A 24,800-nucleotide genomic window follows, 5' to 3' on the forward strand; every position below is an offset into this window, starting at 1 on the left:
CTTCACACTTTATGTATTGATAGGGAGGGAAAGGTATGCTGCAAAGCATTGATAAAAGAGAGCAGCAGTTAGCAGAGCTGCTTATCGGCTTTCGACGTCATCTTCATCAATTTCCTGAGCTTTCTAATGAGGAGTTTGAAACGACTGCCTCAATTAAAAGCTGGCTGCAACAGGCAGGGATTAATGTGCTAGATTTCAATTTATCTACAGGGGTTATCGCCGAAGTAGGTAACTCCCCTGACAGCAGAAATATTGTTGCTGTTCGTGCAGATATTGATGCATTACCGATTCAAGAAGAGACAGGTTTACCGTTTGCTTCTACTATCAAAGGCAAGATGCATGCATGCGGGCATGATTTCCATACTGCAGTAATTTTAGGTGCTGCCATTTTATTAAAGCAGCGAGAAGCTCAATTAAAAGGAAAAGTTCGTTTTATATTTCAACCTGCTGAAGAAAAAGCAAAAGGGGCGCAGCAAGTGATTGCCAGCGGGGCGCTGCAAGACGTAAAAGCAATACTGGGGCTGCACAATAAGCCTGACTTGCCGTTAAATGCCGCAGGAATCAAGTCGGGACCAGTAATGGCTGCTGCGGATGGTTTTTATGTAGAAATTGATGGTATTGGCGCACATGCAGCCGTGCCAGAGGCAGGAATTGATCCCATTGTGGTAGCGGCTCATATTGTTACTGCGGTTCAGTCGATTGTCAGTCGCAATATCGGCATGCAGCAGCAAGCTGTCATAAGTATTACAAAATTGCACAGTGGAACAGCTTGGAATGTTATCCCTGAACGAGCGATATTTGAAGGAACAATCCGTACCTTTGATCGCGACGTTAGAGAAAAAGTATTGTATAGATTTCAACAAGTTGTTGAACAGGTAGCCGCAGCATTTGCAACGACAGCAAGAGTACGATGGATTGAAGGACCACCTCCAGTAGACAATAATAAAGCGCTAGCTGAGTTAGGGAAAAACGTTGCAGAACGTTTAGGGTTATCGATTGTTCATCCGCTATCTTCCCCTGCAGGAGAGGATTTTGCCTTTTATCAAGAGCAAGTTCCAGGGCTATTTATTTTTTGGGGAACTGAGCAAGGTAAGGAATGGCATCATCCGCAATTTGATATTGATGAACGTGCAATTTTGCCAGCCGCTCAATATTTTGCTGAATTAGCTCAAAGTACTTTAGAGACTTTTACTGTTGTGGAGGGAAAAGCAAATGAGTGATTCAATCGTTATTAGAGATGCGCTGCCTGCAGATCGGGAGGCTATATTAAATGTGTTGTTAGAGGCGTATCGGCAATATGAACAAGTAATGCCTCAAGAAGGCTGGCTGATGTATCAGCAAGATATTATTCACTCAGTTGATGATGGAAAGCCACATGCTAGAATTGTAGCTGAGCTAAATGGGGAAATCGTTGGAAGTGTGCTGCTATTTTCTTCCTCTGATTTGGCATACGGTAATCCTGAAATAAATATCAATGCTCCTGTTCTTAGATTATTAGCTACGACACCTAAAGCACGAGGCAAGGGTGTCGCTACTTCGTTAATTAATGAATGCATTGAACGTGCGGCGAAGCTAGGAGCAAATTCGCTTCATCTCCATACTTCGGATATGATGAGCGCTGCAATTTCATTATATGAACGACTCGGATTCGTAAGGGATTATACAAATGAAATCTATAAGGGCGACATTTTAGTAAAATGCTACAAATATCTCATTAAGGAGGACTCTGTATATGGGGGCCTTGCTTGAGATTCAGCATCTTTCAGTTGATTTTAAAACAAAGAACGGCACACTCTCTGCGGTTAAGGACGTGTCATTAACGATTGCTCCAGGTGAGACGGTATGTTTAGTTGGTGAATCGGGAAGCGGGAAAACTGTAACTTCGAAAGCGATAATGCGCTTAATCGATTTTGAAAATGGCTTTATTTCAAGCGGTAAAGTTTTGCTGGGAAATTTGGATTTAACTCATTTATCTGAGACTGAGTTGCGCAAAGTAAGAGGAAAACGGGTGGCCATGGTTTTCCAAGAACCAATGGCTGCCTTTGATCCAGTGTTTACAATTGGTGATCAAATTATCGAGACGATTTTGACGCATGAACACATTAGCAAAAAAGAAGCATGGAATAGAGGGATCGAACTAATAAAGCGAGTTGGAATTCCTGATCCTGAACTAAGAATGAAACAGTATCCTTCCCAGCTTTCAGGCGGAATGCTGCAAAGAGCAATGATAGCAATGGCGTTATCATGTAATCCTGATATTTTAATTGCGGATGAGCCGACAACTGCGCTAGATGTAACAATTCAAGCTCAAATTTTGCTGCTTTTGCAGGATTTAAAGCGAGAATACGGGATGTCCATTTTGTTAATTACGCATGACCTTGGTGTAGCAGCAGAAATAGCCGATCGAATTGTCGTTATGTATGCGGGTCAAATTGTAGAACAGGCTTCAACCCAGGAGTTATTCGCTAGTCCTAGGCATCCATATACACAAGGGCTCCTAAATTCAATTGCTAGATTAGATTCGGAAAAAGGAACACGACTATTCGCAATTGAAGGCTCTATTCCCAGCTTACAATCCCTGCCTACAGGTTGTGTTTTTCATCCGCGCTGTGCCTATGCAAGTGAACGCTGTCGACATGAGCAACCGCGTCTTATTAAGCATGCTGGTACAACCGTTGCATGCTGGCATCCACTTGAAGCTAATCATGCGTTAGTGAAGTCAAACAGCCTAGTGCTGCAGCAAGAACAGAGGTCACAAAGTAATAAGTTGTCAATCAGCGAGGGAGCTATCGTGGAGAATGAACAGGATGAACAATATTTATTTGAAATAAGAGGCTTAACTAAACATTATCCACTCAAAGGCAATGCTTTCTTATCGTCCAGATCAACTATAAAAGCGTTGGAAGATGTCAGTTTTAAAATTCGTAAACAAGAAATATTTGGTCTTGTCGGTGAAAGCGGCAGCGGAAAGTCAACTTTAGGAAGAGTATTGCTTCAATTAGAGCGAGCAACGGCTGGAGAAGTACTATTTAAAGGAAGAAATTTATCTAAATTAAAAGGTAATGCGCTGCGCAGCTTAAGAAGTCAGTTGCAAATTATTTTTCAAGATCCGCACAGTTCACTAGATCCGAAATGGACAGTGGGCGATAGTATTGCCGAACCATTAAATGTACATAGCTCACTTTCAGCGAAGGAGCGGGAGCAAAGAGTTGCTGAGCTATTATCATTAGTTGGATTAGACCCTGCGATTGCCAAACGATACCCGCATGAATTTTCAGGTGGTCAACGTCAACGAATAGGCATCGCTAGAGCAATTGCATTAAATCCTTCATTTTTATTAGCTGATGAAGCAGTATCTGCTCTGGATGTTTCAGTGCAAGCTCAAATTATTAATTTATTGCAAGATTTACAGCGTAAGCTTGGCTTAACGATTTTATTTATTGCCCATGGTCTGCAAGTTGTACGGCATATTTCTGATCGAATTGGCGTGATGTATTTAGGCAAGCTCGTTGAAATCGCGCCAAGTGATGAATTGTTTAAACAACCTGCACATCCATATACAAAAGCATTAATTGCATCTATACCGCAACCGGATCTGACTTTGCGCAGAGGATTGCGTTCGATTGAGGGAGAAATTCCGTCACCTTCAAAACCACCGCAAGGTTGTCGCTTCCATCCTCGTTGCCCGTTTGCTGCAGAAATTTGCAAACATCAGGAACCGCAGTTTCAAAAGATAGACGAAGAGCGATATGTGAGCTGTCATTTTCCGCTCATCTAATGCACGTTTAAAGTTAATGCTTTATTGCGTCAAAAAGGGGGAGTATGCTTGTCTACAGAAGCAGCCGCCATAAAAGCCAATGAATCAAGTTCATCATTTTGGATAATAATCGGTATCATATTTTTTGGCTCTTTTGTTGGCATGTATCATGTTGTTTCCTTAAATGTGTCATTACCAGGGTTTATGGGAGTGTTTGATGCAAGTTTACAAGAGGTGCAATGGATTGTTACCAGTTTTATGCTTACTTGTGGACTAATAGCCCCTTTATCTGGTTTTCTTATCGAGCGCTTTGGTATAAAGCACGCCTTTCAATTCACATTAATTGGAATTACAGTGACTTCATTGCTCTGTGGCATGTCTTGGAGCATTGGGTCACTCATTATTTTTCGTGCGCTGCAAGGGTTATTTTGCGGGTTAATTTCTCCAATTACGCTTGCAATGGTTTACCAGCTCATCCCCGAGCGGAGACAAGTTATGGCACTTAGCATATGGTCGTTCTCCACCATTCTCGGTACTTCAATTGGACCAACATTGAGCGGTTGGCTGCAAAGCTACAATTGGCATCTCATTTTTATGACAACTATACCGCTTGGAATTATTGTTATTATTTTGGCAGGTTTTATTTTAGAACGGGAGCAGGGAGACGCTTCTCTAAGTTTTGATTGGTTTGGTTTGCTATTAGCATCAACCGCAAGTGCAGCTTTATTGCTTATGTTCGGGAATTTAAATGTTTGGGGCTGGAGTCATCCATGGACATGGTTGCTAATGATAACAGGAGCAGGCAGCAGTTTATTATTCGTTTTTTATGAGCTGCGTAAAAAACAACCTTTGCTGCAGCTAAGATTATTAACAAATGGATTATTTATGCAAAGTTTGCTTATGTCGTTATTACTTGCTTTTGCTTTACATTCAGGCATTTACTTTGTTCCTTTATTTTTAGAAGAGATTCATGAAATGAGTGCGTTTGAAATTGGTTTAGTTTTTCTTCCTGCTTCACTTAGCTTAACAATTGCTACTTTTTTATCTGGCAGACTGTACAATACAAAAGGACCAATACTATTAGTATTGCTTGGAAGTTGCATTCTATTCGTAACGACTTTATTGTTGGGCTTTATTTCGGCAACAACAAGCCTGCTAACAATTACACTTATTTTAACGATTCGTAATTTTGGCACAGGTTTGTCGATGACTCCTTTGACGAATGTAAGTATGTCGTCTGTAACACCACAAGAACGAGCTCATGCATCAGCACTTGTGAATTGGCTAAGACAACTGTTTAGTGCAATTATCATCGGTATATTCACTTCTTTTTTTAATGCACGTCAGCATTTCTATTCTGAAAAATGGGATTCACTTTCAATGATCGCTAATAAACTGCAATATGTGAAAATATATACATCAAGTCATCGCGATTCTTTCTTATTAGCAGGCCTGTTTTTATTACTCGTTTTTCCACTGACGCTGAAAATGCAGCGAAATTTTCGAGTCATTAAGCAAGATCAAAAACAACAGGCATATGACAGTGAAACTACTACATCTTTATCTGCACATGAGCAAGTTTAATCGAACTGAAAGAGGCTGAGTACAGCCTCTTTTTCTATTTCGCCTAAAGATTTTGCTTAACTTTTATCTATGACAAGGTAAAATGCTTGACAGAGGTAACGCAATAGGATATGATGAATAAGGTTGATCGTCTGTAAAGGATTTAACCTTGACAGTACTTAACGAGCTGGGAGGGATTATGATGGAGCGAATTGAGCCAGATGCCCTAACCAAGACAACTCGAATAAATATGTTGCTTGATTTTTATGAAGAATTGTTAACGGAAAAGCAACAAACGATACTTAGCTATTACTATCGCGATGACTTTTCTCTTGGTGAGATCGCCTCAGAATTTGGCATTAGTCGTCAAGCGGTATATGATAATATAAAACGAGCTCAACAAGCTTTAGAAAATTATGAAGAAAAGCTTGAATTGCTTGCAAGATATGAACGAATCAATCAACTGACAGAGCAGCTGGAAGCTTCATTAGCTAGCTTGTCAATGGAGCAACAGCAACGGAATGAGCTAACAAAAATTATTGAGCAGCTACGTTTAGTAGATAATTAAGGCAAGAATGGAGGCGATAAAGAATGGCAGCATTTGAAAGCTTGACTAGCAGGCTACAAAGTGTTTTTGGCAAGCTGAAAGGCAAAGGGAAGGTTACGGAAAATGATGTCGCTGAAGCGATGCGCGAAGTTCGATTAGCTTTGCTAGAAGCGGACGTAAACTTCAAAGTCGTGAAGGACTTTATAGCCAAGGTTAAAGAGCAAGCGCTTGGTCAGGAAGTAGCTAAAAGCTTTACCCCAGGCATGGTCATTGTTGATATTGTTCATAAAGAACTGATCGAGCTAATGGGTGGAACGACGGCGAAGCTTGAAAAAGCAAATAAACCGCCAACTGTTATTATGATGGTCGGTTTACAGGGTGCCGGTAAAACGACTTCCTCTGGTAAATTAGCTCGCTTGCTGCAACGCAGTAACAATAAACCTTTGCTAGTTGCCTGCGATATTTATCGACCAGCAGCAATTAAACAGTTGCAGGTGCTTGGTGAGCAAATAAAAGTACCTGTATTTTCAATGGGTGATCAAGTATCTCCGATTGAAATCGCACGTAATGGTTTGCAGTTTGCTCGCGATAACGGACATGATTACGTTATTCTCGATACTGCAGGTCGTCTGCATATCGATGAAGCATTGATGGACGAGTTAAAACAAATTCATAGCATTGTTCAGCCGCATGAAGTACTGTTAGTTGTCGATGCAATGACAGGTCAAGATGCTGTGAATGTGGCGCAAAGCTTCCATGAGCAGTTGGATTTAACAGGTGTTATTTTAACTAAGCTAGATGGCGATACTCGTGGTGGTGCAGCACTATCTGTCAAAGCTGTAACTGGCAAGCCGATTAAGTTTGCAGCGATGGGTGAAAAAATCGATTCACTTGAACCTTTCCACCCAGAGCGTATGGCTTCTCGTATTCTCGGCATGGGTGATATGCTATCACTCATTGAAAAGGCTCAAGCTGGAATTGATGCTGAAAAAGCAGCAGAAATGGAACGTAAAATGCGTAATGCAGAATTTACGTTTGATGATTTTCTTGAGCAAATGGAACAAGTCCGCAAGCTTGGTCCATTGGAGCAAATTATGGATATGTTGCCTGGCATGGGTAAACTTAAAGGTAACATGAAGGATTTGAAGGTTGATGAGCGCCAGCTTGCACGAGTAGAGGCGATTGTCAAATCAATGACTAAAGAAGAAAAGCAAAACCCGGACTTGCTAAATCATAGCAGACGCAAACGTGTTGCTGCGGGTAGTGGAACGACAATTGTAGAGGTCAATCGACTAATTAAGCAGTTTGACGATATGCGTAAAATGATGAAACAATTTAGCTCAATGATGGGCCCTGGCGGACCGAAAATGCCAAAAGGTATGAAAGGTCTTAAGGGCGGGGGTAAGGGCTTGAAAGGTCTAATGGGCAAGCGATTCCCATTCTAGGCTTTGATCACGATGTAATTCATTGTTGTTATTTCGACATCGAATATGGCATTCATCGGAAGCCTGCGGTGCTCATGTACATTTAGTTGTACACTGCGCTCCTCGTTTCCTAACTTCATGCCATCTTCTCGGTGCTGAAAGCCTAGAACTAGGCTTCGATCATGATGTAATTCGTTGTTGTTAACTCGACATCGAAACGATTTTAAGGTAACCCACCATCAAATCCCTGATTTGATGTGATATAAATTTCTATTTTGTTGAAGGAGGTGAATGAATAATGGCAGTACGTATTCGTCTAAAACGTATGGGTGCTCACAAAGCTCCATTCTACCGTGTAGTTGTTTCCGATTCTCGTTCTCCACGTGATGGACGTTTTATCGAGGAAATCGGTACTTATAATCCAGTTGCACAACCAGCACAAGTAAACATCAACGAAGAAAAAGCGTTGAAATGGTTACAAACAGGTGCTCAAGCATCTGACACTGTGCGCGATTTGCTATCTAAAACGGGTGTATTGAAAAAATTCCATGAGCTTAAACAACAAAAGTAATTAGTGCGAACTGATTGCTGTTGAGAAGCGGAGGGCTTTGTCATGAAGGAGTTAATTCTTGTCATTGCGAAGGCTTTAGTGGATCATCCGGAAGATGTGCGCGTTCATGAAAAAGAAGACGAACGCAGTACGATTTATGAGCTTTCGGTTCATCCATCTGATGTCGGTAAAGTTATCGGTAAGCAAGGACGTATTGCAAAAGCGATGCGAACAGTGGTGAACTCGGCAGCTACAAAATCGAATAAGCGTGTGATTGTCGATATTCAATCATAATGCGGCGTCGTCTAGGGTAGGATGAAAATCCTGCCCTTTTTTGTTATACTAAGGACTATCATGTGATGAAAAGGATGATTTAATGAGTGAAAATTGGTTTAACGTAGGTGTGATTGTCAATACGCATGGTATTCGCGGCGACTTAAAAGTATTGTCTAAAACAGATTTTCCTGAAGAACGTTTTGCTAAAGGAAGCAAACTAAGAATGTTTGATGATGCTACTGGACAATCTGTACCTATAGAAATAGAATCGGCTCGCGAGCATAAAGGAATGTATCTTGTAAAGCTTAAGGGCTATAACAATATTAATGATGTAGAAAAATATAAAGGTTGGGTAATTCGCGTTTCCGCTGAAGATCAAGCAGAGCTTGAAGAAGGAGAATACTATTACCATCAAATCATCGGCTGCGAGGTTTACACTGAAGAAGGTGAGTTGCTTGGTACGGTTACTGAAATACTTTCTCCAGGCGCAAACGATGTGTGGGTAGTTACTCCAGCACAAGCAAAACGTAAACCTATTTTGTTGCCGGTCATTGATCCAGTCGTACAGAAGGTTGACGTTAATGAACGTCGTATTACTGTACACTTGCTTGAAGGGCTGATTTAAATGAAGATAGATGTGCTAACGCTTTTTCCTGAAATGTTTACTGGCGTTTTTTCAAGCAGTATTTTAGGCAAAGCGCAGGAAAAAGGGATAGTTGAGCTACAAGCGATTAATTTTCGCATGTATGCCAACAATAAACATAACCAAGTAGACGATTATCCATATGGCGGCGGAGGAGGTATGGTATTAAAGCCAGAACCTATTTTTGCTGCTGTGGAAAGTCTTTGTGAAGGAACACAGGAGAAGCCTAGAGTGATTTTAATGTGTCCGCAGGGTGAACGATATACACAACGAAAAGCTGAGGAATTAAGTCAGGCGAAGCACCTCATTTTTATTTGCGGACATTATGAAGGCTATGATGAACGTATTCGCCAATATCTTGTTACGGATGAAATTTCAATTGGAGACTATGTTTTAACTGGCGGTGAACTTCCTGCGATGACGGTCATTGACAGCATTGTACGTTTATTACCGGGCGCTCTTGGTAACGAGACAAGTGCTGTAACTGACTCACACAGTACTGGTTTACTAGAGTATCCGCATTACACTCGTCCAGCCATTTTCCGCGATATGAAAGTGCCAGATGAATTGTTATCAGGGCATCATGCAAAAATAGAAAAATGGAGACGTGAGCAGTCGCTTATTCGCACGTTAGAGCGTCGTCCAGATATGCTGGAAACTGCCAACTTAACTGAAGCAGAGCGAGAATGGATTGCAAAATATAAAAAGTCAAATAATATTCAGTAATTGCAATGTTTTTTTGCCTAAAAATAGTTGTATTATTAACTCCTTTATGGTATATTTATAAATGTTGTTTTTTGTATAACGGATGGTCCGCTATAAGTGCAGAGGTAATCATTAGTGATTAAGGAGCTTATAAGAACATCTATGGTGAAAGGAGTTGAGTGTGTTGAATATCGTACAAGCAATTACTCAAGAGCAACTTCGTCAAGACGTACCTAATTTCCGTCCTGGTGACACATTGAAAGTGTACGTAAAGGTTATCGAGGGATCTCGTGAACGTATTCAGCTATTCGAAGGCGTTGTTATTAAACGTCGTGGTGGCGGAATTAGCGAAACTTTTACTGTACGTAAAATCTCTTATGGCGTTGGCGTGGAAAGAACTTTCCCACTACATTCTCCAAAAGTTGATAAAATTGAAGTAGCACGTCGCGGTAAAGTTCGTCGCGCGAAATTGTACTACCTTCGCAACTTGCGCGGTAAAGCTGCAAGAATTAAAGAAATTCGCTAAACTGAACTATCAGGAGGAGCTTGGTCTAACAAGCTCCTTTTCGTGTTTTAAGAGGTCTTTAACTGAGGGTTACTATAAAAAATTTGTAGTGAGATTTCAATAGAGTATATAATATAATAGAACGGCGTACCTAGTTTGAGGAGGTAAAGGAATGGAGCGTAACGAGAAAATTACAAATAGCGAACATTCTTCAACGATTAGCCAAGCTACTAACAATGAACATGCTTCTGCTGAAGGTTCAACAGAGTATACTACTCCTCTCCCAGGCCGTAAAGCTGATCGACAAGATAATAAGGCATTTAAGGAAATCGTTGAATGGATTAAAGCAATTGCGATTGCTGTGCTACTTGTGTTTGTAGTTAGAACGTTTCTGTTTTCCCCATTTATAGTTGATGGTGAATCAATGGAGCCAAACTTCCATACAAGAGAGCGAGTTATTGTTAATTTATTAGTTTATAAGTTAAAAGAACCACGCTATGGAGATGTCGTTGTATTTAACGTTCCTCAGGAAGGAAGACGATTCATTAAACGTATTATTGGTCTTCCAGGAGACACAATAGAAGTACAAGGTGACGATGTATATATTAATGGCGAGCGTATAGATGAACCATATTTAGCTGAGGTAATCGCCGAAAGTCATGCACACGGTGAAACATATAATGGTGTGTCGGGTAGCTATAGTTTCCCTAATGACTTGTTTTCTGAAAATGTCGTACCAGAGGGCCATTATTTTGTAATGGGCGACAATCGCAGTGACAGTAAGGACAGTCGAATGATTGGCTTTGTTTCTAAAGAAGATATTATTGGTCGCGCTGATGTCGTAATGTGGCCTTTAAGTGAAGTGAAGATAATTAAGCATTACAACTAGATGAGGTGAAGGAATGGCAATTCAATGGTTTCCGGGACATATGACCCGTGCGAAGCGCCAAATACAAGAAAAATTAAAATTAATTGATCTTGCTATCGAGCTTTTGGATGCTCGTGTTCCAAATTCAAGTCGTAACCCGATGGTTGACGAAATATTGCAAGGAAAGCCTAGATTAATTATTTTAAACAAATCCGATCTAGCTGACCCTAAAATGAATGAACAGTGGAAACAATACTTCCAATCGGAAGGTCATACATGTGCCATTGTTGACTCAAGTACCGGAACAGGGGTAAACCAAATCGCTAATTTAGCGAAGGAAATATTAAAGGAAAAAATAGAACGTCAAATTGCGAAAGGGATGCGTCCGAGATCGATTCGCAGCCTTATTGTTGGTATTCCTAACGTGGGAAAATCTACATTAATTAATCGCTTGGCAGGAAGAAATGTTGCGATTACTGGAGACAAGCCAGGTGTAACAAAAGGTCAACAGTGGATTAAGGCTGGCAATGATTTTGAACTTCTTGATACTCCAGGTATTCTTTGGCCGAAGTTTGAGGATCAAATGGTTGGTTACCGACTAGCGATAACTGGGGCGATTCGTGAGCAAATCTTAAACCTTGATGATATTGGCTACTATGCAGTAAAAATGCTGTGTGAGCGCTATTGGGATGCATTAGCAGAGCGTTTCGGGCTTAGTGAGCCGCCAAAGGATCTTGAAGATAACATGGAAATCATTCGTGTTATGGAGGAAATTGGCAGAAAACGCGGTTGTCTCATAAGCGGCGGTAATATTGACCTTGAGAAAACATCTAGCATTGTTTTACGTGAACTAAGAGCTGGCAAGCTAGGAAGAATAACACTTGAAGGTCCTTATGATGATATGCCCGTAAGAGAGGTTGATTAGATGGAAGAAGTAATCGACCTGCTCTCATTTGAAAAACAGCTTTGGGAACAAGATATAGAGTTTATAGCTGGTGTTGATGAGGTTGGACGCGGATGTTTGTTTGGTGATGTGATAGCAGCAGCTGTAATTTTACCAAAAGGTTTTGTGCTTGAAGGGATAAATGATTCTAAAAAGCTAACAGAAAAAAAACGTGAGCAATTATACGATCAAATTATTGAAGCTGCTGTTGCTTATCACATTGCAGCGATTCCTGCGCCAATTATCGATGAAATCAATATTAAACAAGCAGCTAGAAGAACGATGAAACTTGCTGTGGAAGGGTTAAAAATTACCCCACAACATATTTTAGTCGATGCAGAAACAATTGATTTACCTTATGACCAGCAAGCTATTATTAAAGGGGATGCACGAAGTCAGACTATTGGTGCAGCATCCATTTTAGCTAAGGTAACAAGAGATCGTTTATGTAAAGGTGAATGGCATGAACGCTATCCTCAATATCAACTACCTAAACATAAAGGATATGGAACAAAGCTGCATAATGAGCTTATTTTACAGCACGGTCCTTCTCCAATGCATCGAAAAACGTTTCTAAAAAAGCTGCTCGGTGAAAGACTTGAACAAGAATGGGAGCATATGATGGCAATACATAGCGACTATTAGGCATTTGCCTAATGTCGCTTTTTTTATATAAAGATATTCACTTCTATATCATCATTAGCCGATATTATAATATATCGAAGGAAAGGAGAGCAACGTTCATGAACATTAATAATGTAAATGGCATTTTGGGCGATGCCGTTAGTAATGAAGTAAGAACCTTAGAGCTGCGAGTCGGCCAAATTGTGCGTGGCGTTGTTCTACAACAACACCCTAATAATGAAGCAACTGTTTCAATTAACGGTGTTCAAATACGTGCAAAGCTTGAAATACCTTTAATGGAGGGACAAGCTTCACTTTTACAGGTGCAGCCTGACTCTAAAAATGGTCAAATCTATTTAAAACAAGTTGATCCGACATCAATGGGACTGCAAGACCCATTAAAAGATATATTAAAATCTTTAAGTCTGCCAGATCGAGCGTGGGCACATGAGTTAGTTAAAGACTTAAGAAGAGAAGGTTTTGCACTAAATAAGGAAACTGCAGCAGCTTTTCAACGTGCAGCTCAGCTTATGCCACCGGGAGCTAATCAAGAGCAATGGATGAATGCAGCAGCAGCGGCATTCAAAAGAGGTCTTCCTATGACCGCCTCAACAATATCTGCTATGAATCAGTTGCAAAATGGCGCTCCAATCCATCAATTGCTCTCTCAGCTACGTGGTGATATCGCTCAATTGCTGCAAAATAATAGCAATCCACAGCTTCAACCGTTATTGTCCCAGTTGTCCACACAGCTAGCACAGGGGAATAACATATTGAATCAACTGTTTGGAGCTGGTGAGCAAAATTTGAATCAATCCAGTCAGACACAGCAAACATCTGCCCAGCAAAGATTGCCAAATGGTGCTAATCAACCAGGAACTGGAGCTGCTTCTTCTGTACAAGGAAATACTTTATCAGGTGCCTCACAAGGGGCGGGGAATCAACAGGTAAGCAACGCTGGAATACAGAGCTCACAGTCAGCAGCAGAAGGTATGTCGCAGCAAAATTCGGTTACGGCGAATGTTAATCAATCTGGCGCTAATAGCAATCAGCAGTTGTTGCCGCAATTATTGAAATGGCTAGGTGTTAATCACGAGGCGATTTTAGCCAAATCGATATTTAATCAATCTCAAGCTAATGCTGCAGCTACAGCACCTTCGACAAATGCTCAGCAAGGAACAGGGATAACTTCTCCAATGCAAAGTTTGGCACAGCAGGCTGGATCAGCCTCTCTACAAAATAATGCGAATTTGCAACAAACATTTCCTGGCGGAATGCAAACTAATTCTGTAGCAACTGGAGCGGCTCAGCAAGCAACCAATCAAGCTGGAACGGCTAAAGCTCCTGCTCCATCAATTAGCAGCATGCAAACTACTGTGCAACCAGGTACAGTGCCGTTTTTATCAGGGGAAGGAACAGCAGCTAACAATAGAGGGCAAGCTACGCTTACTCAGAGTAATGGACAGCCAGTAAATATACAGTCTGGAAGCGGTCATGAAGCCAATTCACAAGCCGCCAATGCGCAAGGGGCTGGTACTCATCAATCTGTGAATAGTCAAGCAGTGAATACGCATGCGACGAATGCCACGGGTGCTAATTCATTAGCTAATCAAGCACATGTTCAGACAGGAAATCCGCAAGCATCTAATACAGCAGCAAGTCAAGTTGCTGCTAATCAAATGAATGCTGCAATGCAGCACGAAGGTCAAGCTTTGCAACATAGTAATTCTTTACAGACACAGGGGCATGGAATGATGCCGGCCCAGCATGCTGAAGTCGCAAATGCTTCTAGCTTAGGGCAGTCAAATCAAACGCTTGCTCAAGAAAGCTTGAAAGCAACAATAATGCAATTGATTCAGTCCCCTGACGTGCCAAGTGGTGTTAAGGAAACTGCACAGCAATTGCTTAATGCAATAACTGGACAGCAATTGATGCTCTCAGCAGAACGTAATCATTCTATGTTATCTCACGTAACAATGTATATTCCGATCCATGATGGCGAGAATGGTCAAACAGCAACGATCCATGTTCAAACTAGAAGAAATCGCAAGGGCGAACTAGATTCTGATAACTGTCGAATTGTGTTTGATTTGCAAATGAAAACAATCGGACAAACATTAGTGGACATGAACATTGTAAATAAAATCGTGAGCTTAAATTTGTGGAATGATCATCCAGTCATTGCACCAATCATAGATTCAATCAAACCAGATATTCAAGCAGGTTTACAAAATTACGGTTATTTGCTTTCTTCAGTTCGGACAACACCTATTCCGCAAAAAAATGAGGTGTCTGAAACTGTGCAGGAGGAAGGCAAAGCTGTTGTAATTCCGCCAGATATTGATCAAATAAACTCCACGCGCTACAAAGGAGTAGATTTAAAGATATGAGTGAAAATATGACCAAGCTAAAAAAAGCAGTCGCAATGAAATACGATCCATTAAACAATGCTGCACCTGTCATAGTAGCGAAGGGACAAGGGGAATTAGCCGAGAAAATATTAGAGAAGGCCAAAGAAAACGAAGTGCCTATTCAAGAGGATAGTTCATTAGTTGAAGTTTTGTCGAAGCTTGACATCGATCAAGAGATTCCCCCAGAGTTATTTGCAGTAGTGGCAGAAATATTAAGTGCAGTATATAGAGCAGATCGTAAAGCGAGTGATTGGGAGCTATAATGAATCGGAAACAGCTTGGACATCAAGGCGAGCAGTTTGCGGCGGAATATCTTCAGCGGAACGGTTTCAATATCATCGCGCGGAATTGGCGCTGCTTCTCTGGAGAGCTAGATATTGTTGCACTTGATCAAAACGTTCTAGTATTTGTAGAAGTTAGAACTCGTTCTAAATATGAGAGCGGCGTGGAACGGTTTGGCTCAGTTTTGGAGGCAATCCCGCCATCCAAACAACAGCAAATTAGGAAGCTGGCAGAAATCTATATTTATCAAAAAAAGCTGTATGATCGTTCCATACGTTTTGATGTTGTGCTAATTGAGCGTAAGCAAGAAGTGTTGAAAGCCATTCATATACGGGATGCTTTTTGAAACAGGATCAAACGATTAAATTTTAATCAATTATGCTTATCTAGTTAAGACAATTTGCCCATATTTGTGACTTGCTTAAGGGAAATGATTCTTGTAGTTGGTTGGCAAATATGGGCTTTTTATATACTTTTGTGATAGTTAAATAAGTCGGGCTTGCTATCCTATTTTTTTTCTAAAATATCTAATTTGCGATATTGCACAGCTTCTGCCACATGCTCAGTCGCTATTTGCTCAGCTCCTTCTATATCAGCGATTGTGCGAGCGATTTTAATAATGCGCTCATACCCTCGCATACTTAAACCTAGCTTAGTGAAAGCATGATCAAGCAAAACTGCTGCTTGTTTTGGAATTGGTGCGTATTTACCGAGCGCAGAAGGTGGAAGCTGGCTGTTAAAGCTAAAGGACTCATGCTGATAACGTTGCTGCTGTCGCTCAACTGCAAGCATCACCTTTTCTCTTAGTTTGCTTGAACGATATTCCTCATCTTGACCAGAATCGTTGAGAGTCTTAGGCTTTGCCATATCAAGCTGAATATCGATTCGATCAAGCAATGGACCTGAAAGCTTGGCGCGATAACGGTGAATCATAACTTGGCTGCAACTGCATTGCTGCCCGTCTGAGCTAAAACCAAAATAACCGCAAGGACATGGATTATATGAAGCTGCTAACATAAACGAGGCAGGAAATGTGACATGACTTTGAGCACGCGACAGCGTGACGATATGCTCCTCTAACGGCTGCCGCAATAGCTCTAACACTTGGCGAGAAAACTCAGGCAGTTCATCAAGAAATAATACACCATGATGAGCTAAAGTAATTTCGCCTGGCTTTGGAAAACTGCCGCCGCCAATTAGTCCAGCAGTTGAAATGGAATGATGCGGGGCACGAAATGGGGGCTCACAATGAAGGTGAGGAGCAGCACCTATCAGTTTTCCAGCAACACTGTATATTTTCATAACTTCAATCGCTTTCGTTTCATCTAAAGGCGGCAATAATGTTGGCAATCTGCGCATTAGCATCGTTTTACCTACTCCAGGAGGACCACAAACAATAATATTATGTCTGCCTGCAGCAGCAACTAATAGAGCTCTTTTAGCTTCATATTGCCCGATAACATCTGCAAGATCTATGGTTTCTTTACTGTTGAGCCTTGTATATAATGAATGATTCGGTTGAGAAGAACGAAAGTTCAGCTCGTTTAACTCATTTAAATGAGTAATTGGACATAGCTGAAGTTCAGAAATTAAATCTGCTTCCCGTTCGTTTTCTTTTGGAAGGATAACTTTTTGAAATCCTGCCTGTTTAGCGTATTGAAGCAAAGCAAGCACACCTTGAATCGGACGAACATGTCCATCGAGTGATAATTCTCCAACAAATAATGTATGATCGAAGTGATGCTGCAGTTGATTGGATGCCTGCAATAAACCAGCAGCAATTGCCAGATCAAGGCCGCTTCCTTGCTTTCTTAGTGCTGCAGGAGCGAGATTAATCGTTATACGCTCGAGCGGATATTTAAAACCGCTGTTGCGAATTGCTGAACGTACGCGCTCTACTGATTCTCTTACTGCTGAATCAGGCAATCCTACAACAGATATTTGTGGCAGACCACTTGTAATATCTGCTTCAACCGTTACGCCGACCCCATCAACACCGACTACTATTGCACTATAAATTTTTGCATACATAAAAACACCTCCAACAAATATCGGAGGTGCTTCCTCACAGCACTATATAAAATAATTACTTTCAAAATATTTCAAATGTTATCAAGAACCTATCTATTTTTAGCATATCATAGAATTTCAATTGCTAAAAGATGGAATGGCAACATCGCATGAAATCTATTAAAGCCTACTAGTTATTCAATATGAAATATGGCATACTAGGAAATGAAATGTCAATACAATCTCATTTTGAGATTAGTATGATAGCAAACTTCTCTTACTCATTTTTCGCAAAAATGAAGATAATCGTGACGAAAGATGATACAATGTAAGCAGTTTCTTTACATATGACTGCAATTAGTCTGTGAAATGGAGGATTTCAACATGAACATCCATGAGTATCAAGGTAAGGCTATTCTGAAACAATATGGCGTAGTTGTACCGGAAGGTAAGGTGGCTTTTACAGTTGATGAGGCAGTAAAGGCTGCAGAGGAACTTGGCTCAGACGTCGTTGTTGTTAAAGCCCAAATTCATGCTGGCGGTAGAGGTAAAGCTGGAGGAGTTAAAGTAGCAAAAAACATTGATGAGGTTCGCAAATATGCCTCTGAAATTTTAGGTAAAACGTTAGTGACTCATCAAACTGGACCAGAAGGTAAAGAGGTTAAGCGTCTACTAATCGAGAAAGGCTGCGACATTAAGAAAGAATATTATATTGGCGTAGTGCTTGATCGTGCGACTGGTCGCGTAACAATTATGGCTTCTGAAGAAGGCGGAACTGAAATTGAAGAAGTAGCTGCTAAAACGCCTGAAAAAATCTTCAAAGAAGTGGTTGATCCAGCAATTGGTTTGCAAGCGTTTCAAGCGAGAAAGCTTGCATACGCTATCAATATTCCAAATGAATTAATTAATAAGGCTGCTAAATTTATTGTTAGCCTGTATAATGCTTTCGTTGATAAGGACTGCTCTGTTGCAGAAATCAATCCATTAGTAGTGACTGGCGATGGAGAAGTAATGGCATTGGATGCTAAATTGAACTTTGACTCCAATGCGTTGTTCCGTCATAAAGATATTTTAGAGCTTCGTGATTTAGACGAAGAAGATCCAAAAGAAATTGAAGCATCCAAATACGATTTAAGTTATATTGCGCTTGACGGCAACATTGGCTGTATGGTTAATGGCGCTGGACTAGCTATGGCAACAATGGATATTATTAAATACTATGGTGGTGAACCAGCTAACTTCCTTGATGTTGGCGGTGGTGCTACGACTGAAAAAGTAACTGAAGCATTCAAAATTATTCTATCTGATGAAAAAGTAAAAGGGATTTTCGTAAACATCTTTGGCGGGATTATGCGTTGTGATGTAATCGCTAACGGTGTTGTAGAAGCTGCTAAGCAAGTCGGCCTAGATCGTCCGCTTGTCGTTCGCTTGGAAGGAACAAATGTTGAGCTAGGTAAACAAATTCTTAACGAATCTGGTCTTAACATTGTTGCTGCTGATTCAATGGCTGACGGTGCACAAAAAATCGTTAATTTAGTGAAATAGTCGCTAAGAAGTCTCTTTACATGAAAACATTCAGAGGATGTGAGATAAGTGGCAATTTTGGTAAATCGTGATACAAAAGTAATTACGCAAGGGATTACAGGCGCTACTGGCTTGTTCCATGCAAAAGGTGCCCTTGATTATGGTACGCAAATGGTAGGCGGCGTAACTCCAGGTAAAGGTGGCACAAATGTAGAAATTACTTTAGAAAATGGTTCAGTTGTTTCAATCCCTGTATTTAATACCGTTCAACAAGCGGTTGATGCTACAGGTGCAACAGCAACTGTTATTTACGTACCGCCAGCTTTTGCTGCAGAAGCAATTATCGAAGCAGTTGATGCGGGGCTAGAGCTGATTATCTGTATTACTGAAGGTATTCCAGTGCTTGATATGGTAAAAGTTAAGCGCTATATGGAAGGTAAAAAATCCGTTCTAATTGGACCTAACTGTCCAGGTGTAATTACTCCAGGACAATGTAAAATTGGAATTATGCCAGGATATATTCATGCACCAGGTCATGTTGGGGTTGTATCCCGTTCTGGTACTTTAACTTATGAAGCAGTTCATCAATTGACTACTCGTGGTATTGGACAATCTACTGCAGTAGGTATTGGTGGAGACCCTGTGAAAGGTTCAGAATTCATTGATATTTTGCGTCGTTTTAACGAGGATCCTGACACATACGCCGTTATTATGATCGGTGAAATTGGCGGTACTGCTGAAGAAGAAGCTGCTGAATGGATTAAAGCGAACATGACTAAACCTGTCGTTGGCTTTATTGGCGGTGCAACTGCTCCTCCTGGAAAACGTATGGGACATGCTGGTGCGATTATTTCAGGCGGAAAAGGTACTGCAGCGGAAAAAATTGCAACACTTGAAAGATGCGGTATACGTGTAGCACCGACTCCTTCTGAAATGGGTTCTACTTTAGTAAGCCTGCTTGAAGAAAAAGGCATGTTAGATAAAGTTATTACAATTAAATAATTTAGAAGGCAAGAAGCCTCATCTTCTTAACGAAGATGGGGCTTTTTTCTTTCAATTCAGTTATTTTATGAGCAATACTTGCAAATAATAGTGTAAATAAGGCAAAATGAAGAAGTGACCTTGCAAGCTTTGCTCCTTAATTGGGGTGAATGTATGAATAAGCTGGAGCTCAAGTACTATATAATTGAAGCTTTAAGCATTCAAGGTGTTGGCTGGCATAGTGTTGATCGGATTATTAGCAATGAATTATATATGAATAGAATTTGGACAGAGGAGCAGCTAGAAGCATTAGGATTTCAGAAAAAAATAGCTAGTAAGCTCTGTCATTTTCATAATCATTATCGCTACCCGTCGCTTGATGAGTTATTAGAGCGAGAAGAAAGCAGTGAGTATGTAGCAATCGCTTACTGGGATGAATTATATCCGGGGCTCTTAAAGCAAATTTCGCAACCGCCATGGATTATTTTTGCGATGGGACGGTTAGATCTCCTTACTCAGGAGGCTATTGCAATTGTTGGTACAAGATACCCGAGCAATTATGGCAGACAGTGTACAAGGCAATTTGCTAAAGAGTTTGCAGAGTCTGGCATAACTATTGTCAGTGGATTAGCAAATGGCATAGATACAATTGCGCATAAGGAAGCGATTTCCTATCCTGCTAGTACAATTGCAGTTCTGCCAAGTGCAATTGGTCATTGCTATCCTGCAAATAACTATAATCTCTATCAGCAATTAAAAACTGAAGGCTTGTTATTGTCAGAAAGTGTGCAACCGATGCCAATACATCCTGGTCAATTTCATGCTCGAAACCGTATTATTGCTGGACTTAGTCGGGCGACCATTGTTATCGAAGGTGAACGAAAAAGCGGTTCGATGATTACTGCGAGACATGCACTTGACATGGATCGGGAGCTGTTTGCTGTGCCAGGTTCCATTTATTCTAAGAAAAGTGAAGGTCCTAACTTTCTTATTGAGAAGGGATATGCTAGAATGCTATTGTCCTCACAGTCGTTATTTGATGAGCTATTATGGTTAAGAAAAACTTCTAACCTTGAACAGGATCTAGCAGGCTCAAAGTTGACGAGGAATGTTGAAGCGTTATCACCCGAAGAGCACAAAATTTATACATTTATTAAAGAACAGCCTCGTACAATTAATGAAATTATAGAGTTTACTTCACTTCCGTTTGGACATTTGAACGTACTTCTGCTACATTTATGTATAAAACAATTGATAGAGCTACAACCTGGGTCTATATATATTGCACTGTAACTTGTTTCGAAAGAGGAGGCACCTCGAATGGCAGATTCGTTAGTCATTGTAGAATCACCCGCCAAAGCCAAAACGATTGGTAAATATTTAGGTAGTAAATATATTGTGAAAGCGTCCATGGGACATATTCGCGATTTGCCGAAAAGCCAGCTTGGCATTGAAGTGGAAAATGATTTTAATCCAAAGTATATTACGATACGTGGTAAAGGAAGCATATTAAAAGAGTTAAAAGATGCTAGTAAAAAAGTAAAGCATATTTATTTAGCGGCCGACCCTGACCGAGAGGGAGAGGCGATAGCATGGCATCTTGCTCATTACTTAGAAATAGATAAGAATGAACCTTGTCGTGTTGTATTTAATGAAATTACAAAACAGGCGGTAAAAGAAGCCTTTAAAACGCCACGACAAATAAATATGGACTTAGTAAATTCGCAACAAGCACGTCGAATACTAGATCGTTTAGTAGGTTATAAAATTAGTCCATTATTATGGAAGAAAGTTAAAAAAGGACTTTCCGCTGGGCGTGTTCAATCGGTTGCTGTAAAGTTAATCATTGATCGGGAAAATGAGATTGAAGCATTTATTCCAGAAGAATATTGGTCAATAACAACTCTGTTGAATCATAAGAACCAAAATTTTGAGGCTAAATTTTATGGCATTAACGGCAAGAAAAAAGAGCTGAACAATGCAGAAGAAGTAGAAGCAATTCTAAAGACGATAGACAATCAAAACTTTACAGTAACGGAAGTTAAAGAGAAGGAACGTCTTCGTCATCCTGCTCCTCCATTTATTACTAGTTCTTTGCAACAGGAAGCTGCCCGTAAATTAGGTTTTCGCGCTGCGAAGACGATGTCCGTTGCTCAGCAACTCTATGAGGGCGTTGAACTAGGTAAAGAAGGAACCGTCGGTCTAATTACATATATGAGAACAGACTCGACGCGTATCTCTCCTGTGGCGCAGGAGGAGGCGCGTAACTACATCAGTGAAAAGTTTGGGACAGAATACATCCCATCCGAACCAAGACAATATGTGAAGAAAAATAGTAATGCACAGGATGCTCATGAGGCCATCCGACCAACCTCGATTCATCGAAATCCTGATTCATTAAAACCTTATTTATCTCGAGATCAACTTAGATTATATAAATTGGTTTGGGATCGTTTTGCAGCTAGTCAAATGTCTTCGGCAGTTCTCGATACGATGACTGTAGACTTGAATGCTGGTGAAGCTACTTTTCGTGCTTCTGGTTCTAAAATTAAATTTCAGGGCTTTATGAAGGTTTATGTGGAAGGGAACGATGATGAAACTGATGAAGAGTATACGTTTCTTCCAGCTTTACAGGTTGATGAGAAGTTAAAACCGCAAAAGATTGAACCAAAGCAGCATTTTACTCAACCACCTCCTCGTTATACTGAGGCAAGACTTGTTAGGACGATGGAGGAGCTAGGGATTGGACGTCCAAGTACGTATGCACCTACGCTAGAAACAGTGCAAAAACGCGGATACGTTGCACTGGAAGATAAAAAGTTTTATCCTACAGAGCTTGGTGAGCTTATTAATCAAATGATGGAGGAGTTTTTTCCTGAAATTTTGAATGTTGAGTTCACGGCAGAGATGGAAGGTAATCTCGATCATATTGAAGAGGGTACCGAGGATTGGGTTAAAGTTCTTTCAGATTTCTATGAGACGTTTAAAAAACGTTTAGAAGTAGCAGAAGAAGAAATGAAGGAAGTTGAAATTCAAGACGAAGTCTCAGATGAGCTGTGTGAGAAGTGCGGAAAGCCGTTAGTTTATAAAATGGGGCGGTTTGGTCGTTTCTTAGCTTGCTCAGGATTTCCAGATTGTCGCAATACAAAGCCAATCGTTAAAGATATTGGAGTTGTTTGTCCAAAATGTCTTAAGGGTCATATTGTTGAGCGCCGCAGTAAAAAGGGTAGAATTTTTTATGGCTGCGACAGCTATCCAGAGTGTGATTATGTTTCTTGGGATAAACCAACTAATAAAACATGTCCGAATTGCGGGCAAGTGCTTGTAGAAAAAAGGAATCGTAATGGCGCTCGATTGCAATGTGTGGGGTGTGATTATAGTGAAGAGGTTATCGAAGAATCCCAAGACATATTAGAGGATGTTTAATTTACGTTCTTTGATGACGAAGTAGCACAGAATAGTTATTACGACGTCGAATATGGAACTCAACCGAAATTTGCGGTACTCACGTACCATTATGCGTACGCTGCCTCAATCTCTAGTTTCGTTCCATCTTCTCGGTCCTGAAAGCTTGTAAATTAAACTAAGATTGAAAGAGGATGTTTAATTAGCGGACTTTGATGACGAAGCGGGGCGCAGCAGTGAATTCCGCACAGTAGTAAATTCGCCATCGAATATGACGCTTAGCCGAAAGGCATTTGCTTCGAAGGTGTTTTTTCGTAATTGATAAGCATTGTAAGTCCTATTTGTCCTCCCAAGTTTCTGGGAGGATATTGTCTTTCTATAATTAACAGTATGATTAAAGTTTCATGAGAGGAAGAAACAAAGTGAATACACAAAAGGTAACGGTTATTGGTGCTGGCTTAGCAGGTAGTGAAGCTGCATGGCAAATTGCTAGCCAAGGGGTGGAAGTAGTTCTTTATGAAATGCGCCCGGTTAAGCAAACTCCTGCACATCATACGAATCAATTTGCTGAATTAGTTTGTAGTAATAGCTTGCGAGCTAATGGTTTAACTAATGCAGTTGGTGTTTTAAAAGAAGAAATGCGAATGTTAAATTCAATTATAATGAGCTGTGCAGATAAGCATGCGGTACCAGCAGGTGGAGCATTAGCTGTCGATCGTGAAGGCTTTTCAGGAGAAGTAACTGAGCGTCTTCGCAACCATCCGCTTGTTGAAATAAGAAACGAAGAAGTTAAAGAAATTCCGCAGGATGGTATTGTTGTAATTGCAACAGGACCGCTTACAGCAGAATCACTTTCAAATGAAATTAAGGCATTATTAGGCGAAGAGTATTTTTATTTTTACGATGCAGCAGCTCCAATTATCGAGAAGGATTCCATCGATATGAGTAAAGTATATCTTGCTTCTCGCTACGATAAAGGAGAAGCTGCTTACTTGAATTGTCCTATGACTGAGGAAGAGTTTGACGCCTTTTATGAAGCGTTAATTACCGCAGAGGTTGCTCAGCTTAAGGATTTCGAGAAAGAGGTTTATTTTGAAGGGTGCATGCCGATAGAGGTTATGGCAGCACGCGGCAAGCAAACTGTATTGTTTGGTCCGATGAAACCAGTAGGACTTGTTAATCCACATACTGGCAAGCTACCTTATGCAGTAATCCAATTACGACAAGATAATGCTGCAGGTACACTTTATAATATGGTTGGTTTCCAAACTCATTTGAAGTGGGGAGAGCAAAAACGTGTTTTTAGAATGATCCCTGGTCTTGAAAATGCCGAATTTGTTCGCTATGGTGTAATGCATCGCAATACATTTATAAATTCGCCAAGTTTGCTTAAGGCAACTTACCAGACGAAAAAACGTGAAACTTTATTTTTTGCTGGTCAAATGACAGGAGTAGAAGGCTACGTTGAATCTGCAGCCTCAGGTTTAATTGCAGGGATTAATGCGGCTAAGCTAGCAAAAGGAGAGTCGCTGGTTGAATTGCCAAAAGAAACTGCACTAGGAAGCATGGCACATTATATTACTACTGCTGATTTCAAACATTTTCAGCCAATGAATGCAAACTTCGGTCTTTTTCCTCCGCTAGAGAATAAAATACGAAACAAGAAGGAAAAAAATGAAGCAATTGCAAGACGTGCCTTGAACTACATTGCTGAATTTAAAGAGCAGCATTTACAATAAAACATGTGACTGAATTTAATATCCAAATTTTTATAAATGATGT

General features: G+C 40.5%; 23 protein-coding genes. 22 read left to right on the plus strand and 1 reads right to left on the minus strand.

Translation table 11 applies throughout. The features are described from left to right. Positions 1–35: 35 nt before the first annotated feature. From AC2TDL_RS18160 to AC2TDL_RS18240, 17 genes are all read left to right on the plus strand, one after another. The gene (locus AC2TDL_RS18160; RefSeq protein WP_484697458.1) at positions 36–1,220 is read left to right on the plus strand and encodes an amidohydrolase; all 1,185 of its coding nucleotides are present in this window, start codon (positions 36–38) and stop codon (positions 1,218–1,220) included. Further along, positions 1,213–1,749 (plus strand): GNAT family N-acetyltransferase, encoded by a 537-nt coding sequence (locus AC2TDL_RS18165; RefSeq protein ID WP_484697459.1) that lies wholly within the window; start codon positions 1,213–1,215, stop codon positions 1,747–1,749. Before AC2TDL_RS18160 ends, AC2TDL_RS18165 begins: the two co-directional genes overlap by 8 nt. Further along, on the plus strand, positions 1,733–3,778 hold the full coding sequence (locus tag AC2TDL_RS18170) for an ABC transporter ATP-binding protein (RefSeq protein ID WP_484697460.1): 2,046 nt from the start codon (positions 1,733–1,735) through the stop codon (positions 3,776–3,778). The genes AC2TDL_RS18165 and AC2TDL_RS18170 overlap by 17 nt, the downstream gene beginning before the upstream one ends. A gap of 48 nt (positions 3,779–3,826) precedes the next feature. Next, positions 3,827–5,341, plus strand: a complete 1,515-nt coding sequence (locus AC2TDL_RS18175; RefSeq protein WP_484697462.1) for a DHA2 family efflux MFS transporter permease subunit — start codon at positions 3,827–3,829, stop codon at positions 5,339–5,341. A 178-nt stretch (positions 5,342–5,519) separates the two neighbouring features. Further along, the gene (locus tag AC2TDL_RS18180; protein ID WP_484697464.1) at positions 5,520–5,888 is read left to right on the plus strand and encodes a putative DNA-binding protein; all 369 of its coding nucleotides are present in this window, start codon (positions 5,520–5,522) and stop codon (positions 5,886–5,888) included. A gap of 23 nt (positions 5,889–5,911) precedes the next feature. Continuing rightward, positions 5,912–7,312, plus strand: coding sequence for a signal recognition particle protein (gene ffh, locus AC2TDL_RS18185; protein WP_484697466.1), 1,401 nt, complete (start codon positions 5,912–5,914; stop codon positions 7,310–7,312). A gap of 277 nt (positions 7,313–7,589) precedes the next feature. Then, a complete protein-coding gene (gene rpsP, locus AC2TDL_RS18190; protein ID WP_484697467.1) occupies positions 7,590–7,862 on the plus strand; it encodes a 30S ribosomal protein S16 in 273 nt (90 codons plus the stop codon). 42 nt (positions 7,863–7,904) lie between these two features. After that, on the plus strand, positions 7,905–8,135 hold the full coding sequence (locus AC2TDL_RS18195) for a KH domain-containing protein (protein ID WP_484697469.1): 231 nt from the start codon (positions 7,905–7,907) through the stop codon (positions 8,133–8,135). A gap of 82 nt (positions 8,136–8,217) precedes the next feature. Next, on the plus strand, positions 8,218–8,742 hold the full coding sequence (gene rimM, locus AC2TDL_RS18200) for a ribosome maturation factor RimM (RefSeq protein ID WP_484697471.1): 525 nt from the start codon (positions 8,218–8,220) through the stop codon (positions 8,740–8,742). Further along, complete coding sequence (trmD, locus tag AC2TDL_RS18205) at positions 8,743–9,486, plus strand: tRNA (guanosine(37)-N1)-methyltransferase TrmD (protein ID WP_484697472.1); 744 nt, start codon at positions 8,743–8,745, stop codon at positions 9,484–9,486. A 163-nt stretch (positions 9,487–9,649) separates the two neighbouring features. Continuing rightward, positions 9,650–9,991 (plus strand): 50S ribosomal protein L19, encoded by a 342-nt coding sequence (gene rplS / locus AC2TDL_RS18210; protein WP_484697473.1) that lies wholly within the window; start codon positions 9,650–9,652, stop codon positions 9,989–9,991. A 151-nt stretch (positions 9,992–10,142) separates the two neighbouring features. After that, complete coding sequence (lepB, locus tag AC2TDL_RS18215) at positions 10,143–10,859, plus strand: signal peptidase I (protein WP_484697474.1); 717 nt, start codon at positions 10,143–10,145, stop codon at positions 10,857–10,859. Positions 10,860–10,872: 13 nt separating this feature from the next. Beyond that, positions 10,873–11,763 (plus strand): ribosome biogenesis GTPase YlqF, encoded by an 891-nt coding sequence (ylqF, locus tag AC2TDL_RS18220; protein WP_484697475.1) that lies wholly within the window; start codon positions 10,873–10,875, stop codon positions 11,761–11,763. After that, positions 11,764–12,426, plus strand: coding sequence for a ribonuclease HII (locus AC2TDL_RS18225; RefSeq protein WP_484697476.1), 663 nt, complete (start codon positions 11,764–11,766; stop codon positions 12,424–12,426). 98 nt (positions 12,427–12,524) lie between these two features. Then, positions 12,525–14,795: a hypothetical protein gene (locus AC2TDL_RS18230; RefSeq protein ID WP_484697478.1), complete on the plus strand. Its 2,271-nt coding sequence runs from the start codon at positions 12,525–12,527 to the stop codon at positions 14,793–14,795. Further along, positions 14,792–15,079 carry an EscU/YscU/HrcU family type III secretion system export apparatus switch protein gene (locus AC2TDL_RS18235; RefSeq protein ID WP_484697480.1) on the plus strand — a complete coding sequence of 96 codons (288 nt, stop codon included), beginning with the start codon at positions 14,792–14,794 and terminating at the stop codon, positions 15,077–15,079. The genes AC2TDL_RS18230 and AC2TDL_RS18235 overlap by 4 nt, the downstream gene beginning before the upstream one ends. Next, the gene (locus AC2TDL_RS18240) at positions 15,079–15,444 is read left to right on the plus strand and encodes a YraN family protein (RefSeq protein ID WP_484697481.1); all 366 of its coding nucleotides are present in this window, start codon (positions 15,079–15,081) and stop codon (positions 15,442–15,444) included. The genes AC2TDL_RS18235 and AC2TDL_RS18240 overlap by 1 nt, the downstream gene beginning before the upstream one ends. 161 nt (positions 15,445–15,605) lie before the next feature. On the opposite strand, the gene AC2TDL_RS18245 is transcribed toward AC2TDL_RS18240, so the two are convergent. Next, positions 15,606–17,129, minus strand: a complete 1,524-nt coding sequence (locus tag AC2TDL_RS18245; protein WP_484697482.1) for a YifB family Mg chelatase-like AAA ATPase — start codon at positions 17,127–17,129, stop codon at positions 15,606–15,608. A 363-nt stretch (positions 17,130–17,492) separates the two neighbouring features. On the opposite strand from AC2TDL_RS18245, the gene sucC reads away from it, so the two are divergent. The 5 genes from sucC to trmFO all read left to right on the plus strand — a co-directional run bounded on the left by sucC (position 17,493) and on the right by trmFO (position 24,757). Next, the gene (gene sucC / locus AC2TDL_RS18250) at positions 17,493–18,653 is read left to right on the plus strand and encodes an ADP-forming succinate--CoA ligase subunit beta (RefSeq protein ID WP_484697483.1); all 1,161 of its coding nucleotides are present in this window, start codon (positions 17,493–17,495) and stop codon (positions 18,651–18,653) included. A 48-nt stretch (positions 18,654–18,701) separates the two neighbouring features. After that, the gene (gene sucD, locus AC2TDL_RS18255) at positions 18,702–19,634 is read left to right on the plus strand and encodes a succinate--CoA ligase subunit alpha (protein ID WP_484697484.1); all 933 of its coding nucleotides are present in this window, start codon (positions 18,702–18,704) and stop codon (positions 19,632–19,634) included. 153 nt (positions 19,635–19,787) lie between these two features. Next, positions 19,788–20,906, plus strand: coding sequence for a DNA-processing protein DprA (dprA, locus tag AC2TDL_RS18260; RefSeq protein WP_484697485.1), 1,119 nt, complete (start codon positions 19,788–19,790; stop codon positions 20,904–20,906). A gap of 27 nt (positions 20,907–20,933) precedes the next feature. After that, positions 20,934–23,039: a type I DNA topoisomerase gene (topA, locus tag AC2TDL_RS18265; RefSeq protein ID WP_484697486.1), complete on the plus strand. Its 2,106-nt coding sequence runs from the start codon at positions 20,934–20,936 to the stop codon at positions 23,037–23,039. Positions 23,040–23,440: 401 nt separating this feature from the next. Further along, positions 23,441–24,757, plus strand: a complete 1,317-nt coding sequence (gene trmFO, locus AC2TDL_RS18270; protein ID WP_484697487.1) for an FADH(2)-oxidizing methylenetetrahydrofolate--tRNA-(uracil(54)-C(5))-methyltransferase TrmFO — start codon at positions 23,441–23,443, stop codon at positions 24,755–24,757. The last annotated feature ends 43 nt before the right edge of the window (positions 24,758–24,800 follow it).

The organism is Paenibacillus sp. plas6 (assembly GCF_057221655.1).

What these genes read in the sequence shown, in the direction of transcription:
- rimM (WP_484697471.1), top strand. Translation starts at nt 8,218, where the DNA reads ATGAGTGAAAATTGGTTTAACGTAGGTGTGATTGTCAATACGCATGGT.
- AC2TDL_RS18240 (WP_484697481.1), top strand. Translation starts at nt 15,079, where the DNA reads ATGAATCGGAAACAGCTTGGACATCAAGGCGAGCAGTTTGCGGCGGAA.
- AC2TDL_RS18170 (WP_484697460.1), top strand. Translation starts at nt 1,733, where the DNA reads ATGGGGGCCTTGCTTGAGATTCAGCATCTTTCAGTTGATTTTAAAACA.
- ylqF (WP_484697475.1), top strand. Translation starts at nt 10,873, where the DNA reads ATGGCAATTCAATGGTTTCCGGGACATATGACCCGTGCGAAGCGCCAA.
- dprA (WP_484697485.1), top strand. Translation starts at nt 19,788, where the DNA reads ATGAATAAGCTGGAGCTCAAGTACTATATAATTGAAGCTTTAAGCATT.
- lepB (WP_484697474.1), top strand. Translation starts at nt 10,143, where the DNA reads ATGGAGCGTAACGAGAAAATTACAAATAGCGAACATTCTTCAACGATT.
- AC2TDL_RS18225 (WP_484697476.1), top strand. Translation starts at nt 11,764, where the DNA reads ATGGAAGAAGTAATCGACCTGCTCTCATTTGAAAAACAGCTTTGGGAA.
- AC2TDL_RS18165 (WP_484697459.1), top strand. Translation starts at nt 1,213, where the DNA reads ATGAGTGATTCAATCGTTATTAGAGATGCGCTGCCTGCAGATCGGGAG.
- AC2TDL_RS18230 (WP_484697478.1), top strand. Translation starts at nt 12,525, where the DNA reads ATGAACATTAATAATGTAAATGGCATTTTGGGCGATGCCGTTAGTAAT.
- trmD (WP_484697472.1), top strand. Translation starts at nt 8,743, where the DNA reads ATGAAGATAGATGTGCTAACGCTTTTTCCTGAAATGTTTACTGGCGTT.
- AC2TDL_RS18160 (WP_484697458.1), top strand. Translation starts at nt 36, where the DNA reads ATGCTGCAAAGCATTGATAAAAGAGAGCAGCAGTTAGCAGAGCTGCTT.
- ffh (WP_484697466.1), top strand. Translation starts at nt 5,912, where the DNA reads ATGGCAGCATTTGAAAGCTTGACTAGCAGGCTACAAAGTGTTTTTGGC.
- AC2TDL_RS18195 (WP_484697469.1), top strand. Translation starts at nt 7,905, where the DNA reads ATGAAGGAGTTAATTCTTGTCATTGCGAAGGCTTTAGTGGATCATCCG.
- topA (WP_484697486.1), top strand. Translation starts at nt 20,934, where the DNA reads ATGGCAGATTCGTTAGTCATTGTAGAATCACCCGCCAAAGCCAAAACG.
- AC2TDL_RS18180 (WP_484697464.1), top strand. Translation starts at nt 5,520, where the DNA reads ATGATGGAGCGAATTGAGCCAGATGCCCTAACCAAGACAACTCGAATA.
- AC2TDL_RS18235 (WP_484697480.1), top strand. Translation starts at nt 14,792, where the DNA reads ATGAGTGAAAATATGACCAAGCTAAAAAAAGCAGTCGCAATGAAATAC.
- AC2TDL_RS18245 (WP_484697482.1), bottom strand. Translation starts at nt 17,129, where the DNA reads ATGTATGCAAAAATTTATAGTGCAATAGTAGTCGGTGTTGATGGGGTC.
- rpsP (WP_484697467.1), top strand. Translation starts at nt 7,590, where the DNA reads ATGGCAGTACGTATTCGTCTAAAACGTATGGGTGCTCACAAAGCTCCA.
- sucC (WP_484697483.1), top strand. Translation starts at nt 17,493, where the DNA reads ATGAACATCCATGAGTATCAAGGTAAGGCTATTCTGAAACAATATGGC.